Source organism: Brevibacterium picturae (assembly GCF_030453725.1).
GTDB classification, from domain to species: Bacteria; Actinomycetota; Actinomycetes; order Actinomycetales; family Brevibacteriaceae; genus Brevibacterium; species Brevibacterium sandarakinum_A.
In genome coordinates this window covers 20603-28403 of record NZ_JAKDJU010000024.1, presented here as the reverse complement: position 1 = coordinate 28403, position 7801 = coordinate 20603, and the positions used below count along the sequence as shown (strand labels likewise).

Annotated in this window: 6 protein-coding genes; 1 reads left to right on the top strand and 5 read right to left on the bottom strand. The window is 63.9% G+C overall.

Annotation, left to right across the window (positions count from 1 at the left end; genetic code table 11):
* The 3 genes from L0G76_RS04455 to L0G76_RS04445 all read right to left on the bottom strand — a co-directional run.
* The coding region (locus tag L0G76_RS04455) for an SLBB domain-containing protein (protein WP_304356117.1) at positions 1-612 on the bottom strand (612 nt) is incomplete at its 3' end.
* A gap of 191 nt (positions 613-803) precedes the next feature.
* Positions 804-1679, bottom strand: a complete 876-nt coding sequence (locus tag L0G76_RS04450; RefSeq protein ID WP_304356116.1) for a DegV family protein — start codon at positions 1677-1679, stop codon at positions 804-806.
* Entirely contained in the window at positions 1676-2983 is a 1308-nt protein-coding gene (locus L0G76_RS04445) for a UDP-glucose dehydrogenase family protein (protein ID WP_304356115.1), read from the bottom strand. Before L0G76_RS04445 ends, L0G76_RS04450 begins: the two co-directional genes overlap by 4 nt.
* A 94-nt stretch (positions 2984-3077) precedes the next feature.
* On the opposite strand from L0G76_RS04445, the gene L0G76_RS04440 reads away from it, so the two are divergent.
* A complete protein-coding gene (locus L0G76_RS04440; RefSeq protein ID WP_304356114.1) occupies positions 3078-3773 on the top strand; it encodes a hypothetical protein in 696 nt (231 codons plus the stop codon).
* Positions 3774-3835: 62 nt separating this feature from the next.
* Here the strand turns inward: L0G76_RS04440 and nadE are convergent, their stop codons facing one another.
* Positions 3836-4663 carry an NAD(+) synthase gene (gene nadE / locus L0G76_RS04435; protein WP_304356113.1) on the bottom strand — a complete coding sequence of 276 codons (828 nt, stop codon included), beginning with the start codon at positions 4661-4663 and terminating at the stop codon, positions 3836-3838.
* A gap of 39 nt (positions 4664-4702) precedes the next feature.
* Complete coding sequence (gene leuS, locus L0G76_RS04430) at positions 4703-7627, bottom strand: leucine--tRNA ligase (RefSeq protein ID WP_304356112.1); 2925 nt, start codon at positions 7625-7627, stop codon at positions 4703-4705.
* Between the last annotated feature and the right edge of the window lie 174 nt (positions 7628-7801).

The window sequence follows — 7801 nt, the reverse complement described above, 5'->3', positions numbered from 1 at the left end:
CGCACTGCCGGCTCCATCTCCCCCTGCTGCGCTCGAAGCACCGGCGGTGGAAGCGTCCCGACCGGGTCTTGGCGTCTCTCCCCGGACGGGGATGTGGATCTGCTCACCATCGTGGAGGACGCGGGCGAGGTTGATCGCTTCCGCATCCGCTTGTTCCATCAGCCCACCGGCCGCCTCCACCGCGTCGTGGACTCGAGCACCGGCGGTCAGGCTCACGACGGAGGGACGGTGCACCGCCCCGGTGACATGGACGATGACTGCGCCGGACTCGGTGCTCTGGGCAGCAGACGCGGACTCGGCCAGCGCTTGGTCGGGTTCTGCTTGCTCGGGTTCTGCTTGCTCGGACTCGGTGCCGCTGCCCTCGGCAGATCCCACATGTTCTTCGGACGCAGCGTGCTGCGGGGCCGGTCGGAAGATGAGGAAGGCGATGACGAGCACAGCAATGGTCGCCACTGCCAGGGCCACGAGCACGGGCGGGCGCACGCGGCGCGGTTCGACCGCCTCTTCCTCTCCCTCGCTGTCGCTTTCGAACACATCTCCCGGGACCCATCCGCCGCGCTCGGCACTGGAGTTGATGAGGCCTGCGAAGCGATCATCGGGAGAGACAGCCATGTCGACAAGCTAGGCCCGGTCGCCCCGAAGACACCAGGACCGAAAAGTCGCTTGTGGAAACCGTTCGCCGGTCCACAGCCCAAACGCACATGAGTGAATCGGGCGCCCACAGCCAGGCAGACATGAGTGGGCCCGGCCTCGCACCGTCGACGGGTGGATGCACAGGCGCATGCACGCTGTGGTGCGACAGCTCAGGGTCTGGTTTGGACCGTGATTCCGATCGTGCCGGAACCGACGTGGGCCGTGATGATGGCCGACAGTGTTCGAAATGTCGTCTCCAGGCCGGCCGCCTCGATCTTCTCGCGCAGCGTGACCACGTCAGGGTGGGAAAGCTGTCCATCCGCATGCTGGATCTCCACGTACACCTCCTGCTCGTCAGTCGCGATCTCTGCCGCGGCCTCACCGGCCAAGGCAACCATGCGCTCAAGTGCTTTCGTGCGCGTGCGGACTCTGCCGAGCGGAGCCACGGCACCGGCGCTGAGTCCCAGCACCGGAACGATCTGCAGTGCCCGGCCCAGCAACGAGGATGCGGCACCGATGCGGCCGCCTCGGCGCAGGTGCTCCAAGGTCTCTGGAGCAAATGCGGTTCGGGTCTCTGCGGCGCACCAGTCGGCGACCGTGCCGGCGATCGATGCCACATCGTGACCCTGTGAGATCCCGGCGGCCGCGATCGACAGAGCCCCCGCCAGGCCCGCCGAGGTGGTCCGGGAGTCGACGACGTTGATCAGCGACTCCTCGTTCTGGGCTGCGGCGACGGCAGAGTCCCGGGTCCCGGAGAGTTCGCCGGACATGGTCACTGTGATGATCGCCTCGGCACCATGGTCGATCAGCGTGGAGTAGGCGTTCGCGAACTGGGCCGGGGTCGCCATGGACGTCGACACCTCGGCACCGTCGTCCATCTTCCGGCACAGGTCTCCAGGGTCCAGTTCCCCGTCGGCGAAGGCGACCCCGCCGACGAGCACCGTCAGCGGAACAACTGCGAAGAGATCGCCGGTGACCTCACGCAGCTCGGCTTCCTCCGCCTCCGAGAGCTGTGCCGTCGAATCGGTGACCAGACCGACCCTCATGGCCGGCCCAGCGCCCGATACGTCCAGCCGGCCGAACGCCACACCTCGGGGGTCAGCACATTCCTGCCGTCGATGAGGACCTTGCCAGCCACCAGCGACGCTGTGGCCACCGGATCAAGATCCCGATACTCCTGCCACTCCGTCAGGAGCAGAACAGCATCGGCACCGGCCAGAGCCTTCGAAGCATCGGCCACATAGTTGAGCTCAGGGAACGTCTTCGCCGCATTGTCGATCGCCTGCGGATCCGTCACCGTCACCACACCGCCCTGCGTCGCGATCAGCCGGGCCACCGCCAGAGCCGGCGAATCCCTGACATCATCACTGTTGGGCTTGAACGCAGCACCGAGCACCGTGATCTTCTTCCCGATGAACGACCCGGCCAAAGTATCCCGAGCAATGTCGACCATGCGCACACGCCGACGCATATTGATCGAATCGATCTCTCGCAGGAACGCCACCGCCTGATCGGCACCCAACTCACCGGCCCGGGCCATGAACGCACGAATGTCCTTGGGCAGACACCCACCGCCGAATCCGAGTCCGGCGTTGAGGAACTTCCGCCCGATCCGATCGTCCATCCCGATCGCATCCGCCAACTGAGTCACATCCGCGCCCGAGGCCTCACACAGCTCAGCCATCGCATTGATGAACGAAATCTTCGTGGCCAAGAACGAATTCGCCGCGGTCTTGACCAGCTCGGCCGTTGCGAAGTCCGTGACCAGCCGCGGCGTCTCCTCGTCCAGCATCGTCGCATACACCTCATCGAGTCCCGCCGTGGCCCGCTCCCCGGCCTCACCGTCGGCGACTCCGTAGACCAGACGGTTCGGGTGCAATGTGTCCTCAACGGCGTGGCCTTCACGCAGGAACTCCGGATTCCACATCACGCTCGCCCCCGTGGGAGCCAGAATGGCGGCCAGACGCTCAGCGGTCCCAACAGGGACGGTGGACTTGCCCACAACCACCGACGTCGAAGTCAGATGAGGAACCAGCGAATCCACAGCGGCATCGACATAGGTGACATCGGCGGCGAACTCTCCCGGCTTCTGCGGAGTCCCGACACACACGAAGTGAATCCGCGAGTCCGCGACACGCGAGACATCGGTGGTGAACTCGAGACTGCCGAGATCCTGACCCTTCACCAGCAATTCACTCAGCCCCGGCTCGAAGAAGGGCGGTTGCCCCGACGTCAGCGCCGCAACCTTGTCTGCGTCGACATCGACGCCGACAACCTCATGTCCCAGTGATGCCATGGCCGCCGCATGAACAGCGCCGAGGTACCCGCACCCGATGACTGAAATCTTCAACCCGTGTTCTCCCTGCTTCGTCCCAGCATTTCAGCCACACTATATGCCACTGGGTTCCACGATATCTGCAGGTTGAAACAGTATCCTTGGAAATGTGAAGCGTTTCTTGGATTTCCTGACCAACTCACCGGCGGCTGTGACATTCGCGGTGCTCAGCGTGCTGGGCATCGTGGTCTTTGCCGTGCCCGGACTGCACTCGTACGCCTGGATCATCGGCCTGATACTGTGTCTGGGCGTCATCGGCGCCCTGCTCATGTTCCATGGTGAGTGGCGGCGGGCACAGAAACAGATCGATTCTCTGCGCCAGTCGCTGAGCACGGAGCGCGGTCGTCTCGACACTCTGGGGCTGACCCCCGTCGACGAGGAGGTCACTGCGCTGCCCGATGAAGAGCGAGCACATCGGATCCTGGACCTGCTCCCAGATTCTGCCGGCCTGGTGCAGTCGCTGCGTCTTGATGCGACCTACGGGACTCTCGAAGTCGACGAGCTCGAGCCTCTGCACACCTTCCGGAAGGAATTCGCGAAGTCCAGCTTCGACAACCCGCGTTCCCACACGGCGTTCATGAATCTCTATCGCGCGGCCGAAGCCCTGTCGATCTGGGTCAACGAGGAGACGCGGCAGCTCGCCGCCGACCGGACGAAGCGAGAGATCCGTCCCGGAGACTCACGCAAGGGCGGCTGGAGAGATTACACGGAGGCGCGCAGTCGCGGTGAGAGCCTCGGTGACCGATTCGTCTCAGCCCGGTGGGAGTTCAACCAGACGGCCTTGGAGCTCGGACTCGTCGCCTGAACGAGCACCGTCGAAGATGGCGACGGACTCATTCGAGCCCGTCGCCATCAGTGTGTGCAGGATCAGTGGCGAATCCACCACGAATCGGTCGGGGTCACCGGGATTCGACGCTTGTGCTCGGAGGCACGGTACTTCTCGACGAGTGCTGCGGCGGCCGCCTCAGCGATGTCTTTCCCCTCGAGGAAGTCGTCGATCTGGTCATAGCTGAGACCCAGCGATGATTCATCGGTCTGGCCCGGTTCGTCATCGAGCAGATCCGCCGTCGGGACCTTTCGCACAAGGTGCTCAGGAGCGCCGAGGTGGTCAAGCAGCGCTCGCCCCTGCCGCTTGTTCAGTCCGGCCAGCGGCACGACATCGGCGGCACCGTCACCGAACTTGGTGAAGAAGCCGGTCACCGCCTCGGCAGCATGATCGGTGCCGGCGACGAGGAGTCGCTTCTCCCCCGCCAGCTCGAATTGTGCGATCATCCGCATCCGTGCCTTGACGTTGCCCTTGCCGAAGTCGGTGATGGCCTCGCCGGTGGCGGTCGCATACTCGGCCGCCGCCGCGTCCGTCGCCGCGCCGATGTTGATGACGATCTCGTGGTCGGCGCGGATGAACTCCATCGCGTCCTGAGCGTCGCTCTCATCGGTCTGAACGTGATGCGGCAAGCGGATCGCCCAGAATTCGGCTACGGCTCCACGTCGACGCAGTTCCTCGACCGCCAGCTGGCACAGTCGTCCGGCCAGGGTGGAATCCTGCCCTCCGCTGATGCCCAGGGTCAGACCCCTGACACCGGTGGTCAGAATGTAGTCAGCGAGGAATTCGACTCGACGGGCGACTTCCGTCGCAGGATCGATCGTCGGTCTCACACCCAGGGTGTGCCGAATCTCATCGCGAGTGGCTTCCATTGTCATTTGTGTTCAACCCTTCCGGGCACACGCCGTGTCTCAGGCGTCAGGGACGATATTGACCAGTTTGGGCGCACGAACGATGACCTTGCGCACTCCGGCACCATCGAGCGCCTTGAGCGCATTCGGCGATTCCAGTGCCAGCTTCTCCAGCTCTTCGGCCGAGACGTCGGGGTCGACCTCGAGCCGTGCACGCACCTTGCCCTTGACCTGGACGACACAGGTGACCTGGTCCGCGACCAGATGCTGCGGGTCAGGTGTGGGGAAGGGCGCATAGGTCAGCGTCGACGTGTGGCCGAGCTTCGTCCACAGCTCCTCGGCCAGGTGCGGCGCGAAGGGCGAGAGCATGATGACCAGCGGCTCGAGGACATCGACTGTGACTCCGCCCTGCTTCGTCGCGTGATTCGTGAGCACGATCAGCTTCGAGATCGCGGTGTTGAAACGCAGGTGGTCCATATCCTCGCGGACGCCGTCGATGACCTGATGGAGGACCTTGAGCGTCGCGGAATCGGATGCGCCGTCCCTGATCACGGACTCCCCTGTGGTCTCGTCCACGAACAGGCGCCACACACGCTGCAGGAACCTCTGCGCACCGACGACGGCACGAGTCTCCCAGGGGCGTGCCTGTTCGATCGGCCCCATGGACATCTCATAGACGCGGAACGTGTCAGCACCATACGCGTCGTACATCTCATCGGGCGAAACGGAGTTCTTCAGCGACTTGCCGATCTTCCCGTACTCACGATTGACCTGTGCGCCCTCGTGCCAGAAGGTCGACTCGCCGTTGTCACCGGTCCTCTCCTCCACCTCGCCCGCGGGAACGTAGATCCCACGGGAGTCGGTGTAGGCGTAGGCCTGGATGTAGCCCTGATTGACCAGACGGTGGAACGGCTCTGACGATGAGACGTGGCCCAGATCGAAGAGGATCTTGTGCCAGAACCGCGAGTAGAGCAGGTGCAGCACCGAGTGTTCGGCACCGCCGACGTAGAGGTCGGCGCCACCGCGCGGCTTGGACTCACGTGGACCCAACCAGTAGCTTTCATTGGCGGGATCGACCAGTCGCTCGGCATTGTGCGGGTCGGCGTAGCGCAACTGGTACCAGGACGAACCAGCCCAGTTGGGCATCGTGTTCGTCTCGCGGTAGTACGTCTGCGGCCCGTCGCCCAGGTCGAGTTCGACCTCGACCCAGTCCCGGTTACGGCCCAGGGCTGGTTCCGGGTGGCTGTCGGCGTCATCGGCGGCAAACGTCCGAGGGGCGAAATCATCGACCTCGGGCAGCTCCACCGGCAACATGGAATCCGGCAGGGCAATGGGCGTACCCGCTTCGTTGTAGACGATCGGGAACGGCTCACCCCAATAGCGCTGGCGTGAGAACAGCCAGTCCCGCAGACGGTACTGGGTCGACTCTGTGGCCAATCCTCGGCTGGAGAGCCATTCGGTGATCGTCGCCTTCGCCGCGTCGACCTCGAGACCGTTGATGTCGATCTCGTCATTGGATGAATTGATCATCACGCCGGTCCCTGTGAAGGGGGCGTCCTCATCGTGGTCAGCCGGTGGTTGCACCGTGCGCACATACGGCAGTCCGAACGATTTCGCGAAGTCCCAGTCGCGGGCGTCCTCTGCCGGCACAGCCATGATCGCACCGGTGCCATAGCCCATCAGCACATAGTCAGCGACGAAGACGGGGATCTGGTCACCGGTCGCGGGATTGACTGCGTAGGATCCGGTGAAGATTCCGGTCTTGTCCTTGCTCTGCTGACGATCCGCATCGGTCTTCGTCGCGGCGTCGCGCTGGTAGGCGGCGATCGCCTCGGCGGGGGTGGGGTGATCACCGCGCCAGGACGCGGGCGTCGTCTCCTCCCAGCCGGTGGTGGTGAGCTCGGCGACCTGCGGATGCTCGGGGCTGAGCACGAGATAGGTGGCACCGAAGAGTGTGTCCGGTCGGGTCGTGTAGACCTCGACCTGGGACGCAGACTCCGCCACCGGCAGGCGCAGCAGGGCGCCCTTGGAGCGACCGATCCAATTGATCTGCATGCTGCGCACCGCCGAGGGCCAGTCCAAGTCGTCCAGATCGTCGATGAGACGGTCGGAATAGGCAGTGATGCGCATGTTCCACTGCCGCAGGCGACGCGTGTAGACGGGGAAGTTGCCGCGTTCGGACAGGCCTTCGGACGTGACTTCCTCGTTCGCCAGCACGGTGCCCAGTCCCGGGCACCAGTTGACTGGAGACTCCGAGACGTAAGCCAACCGGTAGTCCTGCAGGACGCTCTCCTGCTCAGCCGGGCTCAACTCGGACCAGGGACGAGAGTCTGGGGTTTGCTTCGTTCCCTGCTCGAACGCCTCGATCAGCGTGGTGATCGGTCGTGCGGCACCGACAGAGTCCTCGCCCTCGGTGGCTGCCTCCGGGTCATACCAGGAGTTGAAGATCTGCAGGAAGATCCACTGGGTCCACCTGACGAAGTCATCGTCGGTGGTCGCGAAGCTGCGGCGAGCATCGTGGGCCAAGCCCAGCCGACGCAGCTGACGCGTCATGTTCGTGATGTTCGCATCCGTCGTGATGCGCGGGTGCTGCCCCGTCTGGACCGCGTACAGATCGGCGGGCAGGCCGAAGGCATCATAGGACAACGCGTGCATGACATTGCGCCCCCGCATCCGCTGGTACCGGCCGTAGACGTCCGTGCCCAGATATCCCAGAGGATGACCGACATGCAGTCCCGCTCCCGAAGGGTAGGGAAACATGTCCATGATGTAGAGCGACTCACGCTCACTGAGGTCCCGTGGCGGGCTGTAATGGGATTTTTCATCCTGTCGACCAAGACCGAGCGCAGCCTGGCTCAGATCACCGGTGGGATTCGGGGCGTGGAATGTTCCCGCCTGTTCCCATGTGTGCTGCCACGACTTCTCGATCTTCTCGGCCAGCACCGCATCGTAGCGGAAACCGGTCTCTTCAGGATTCGTCGTCATTACCTTCCTTCACTGACTGGGCGTGAGCGGGTTTCGACCATCGTACTCTGAAGACTCCCCGCTTCGACTTGGCTAGACTGCCAGATAGACGCACACAGAGGGTTTGAGCTTCCAAACGTGAGCGATTTCACCCCTCAGCCCTCAACCAGTAAGATAACCGGGCAGTAACTTACG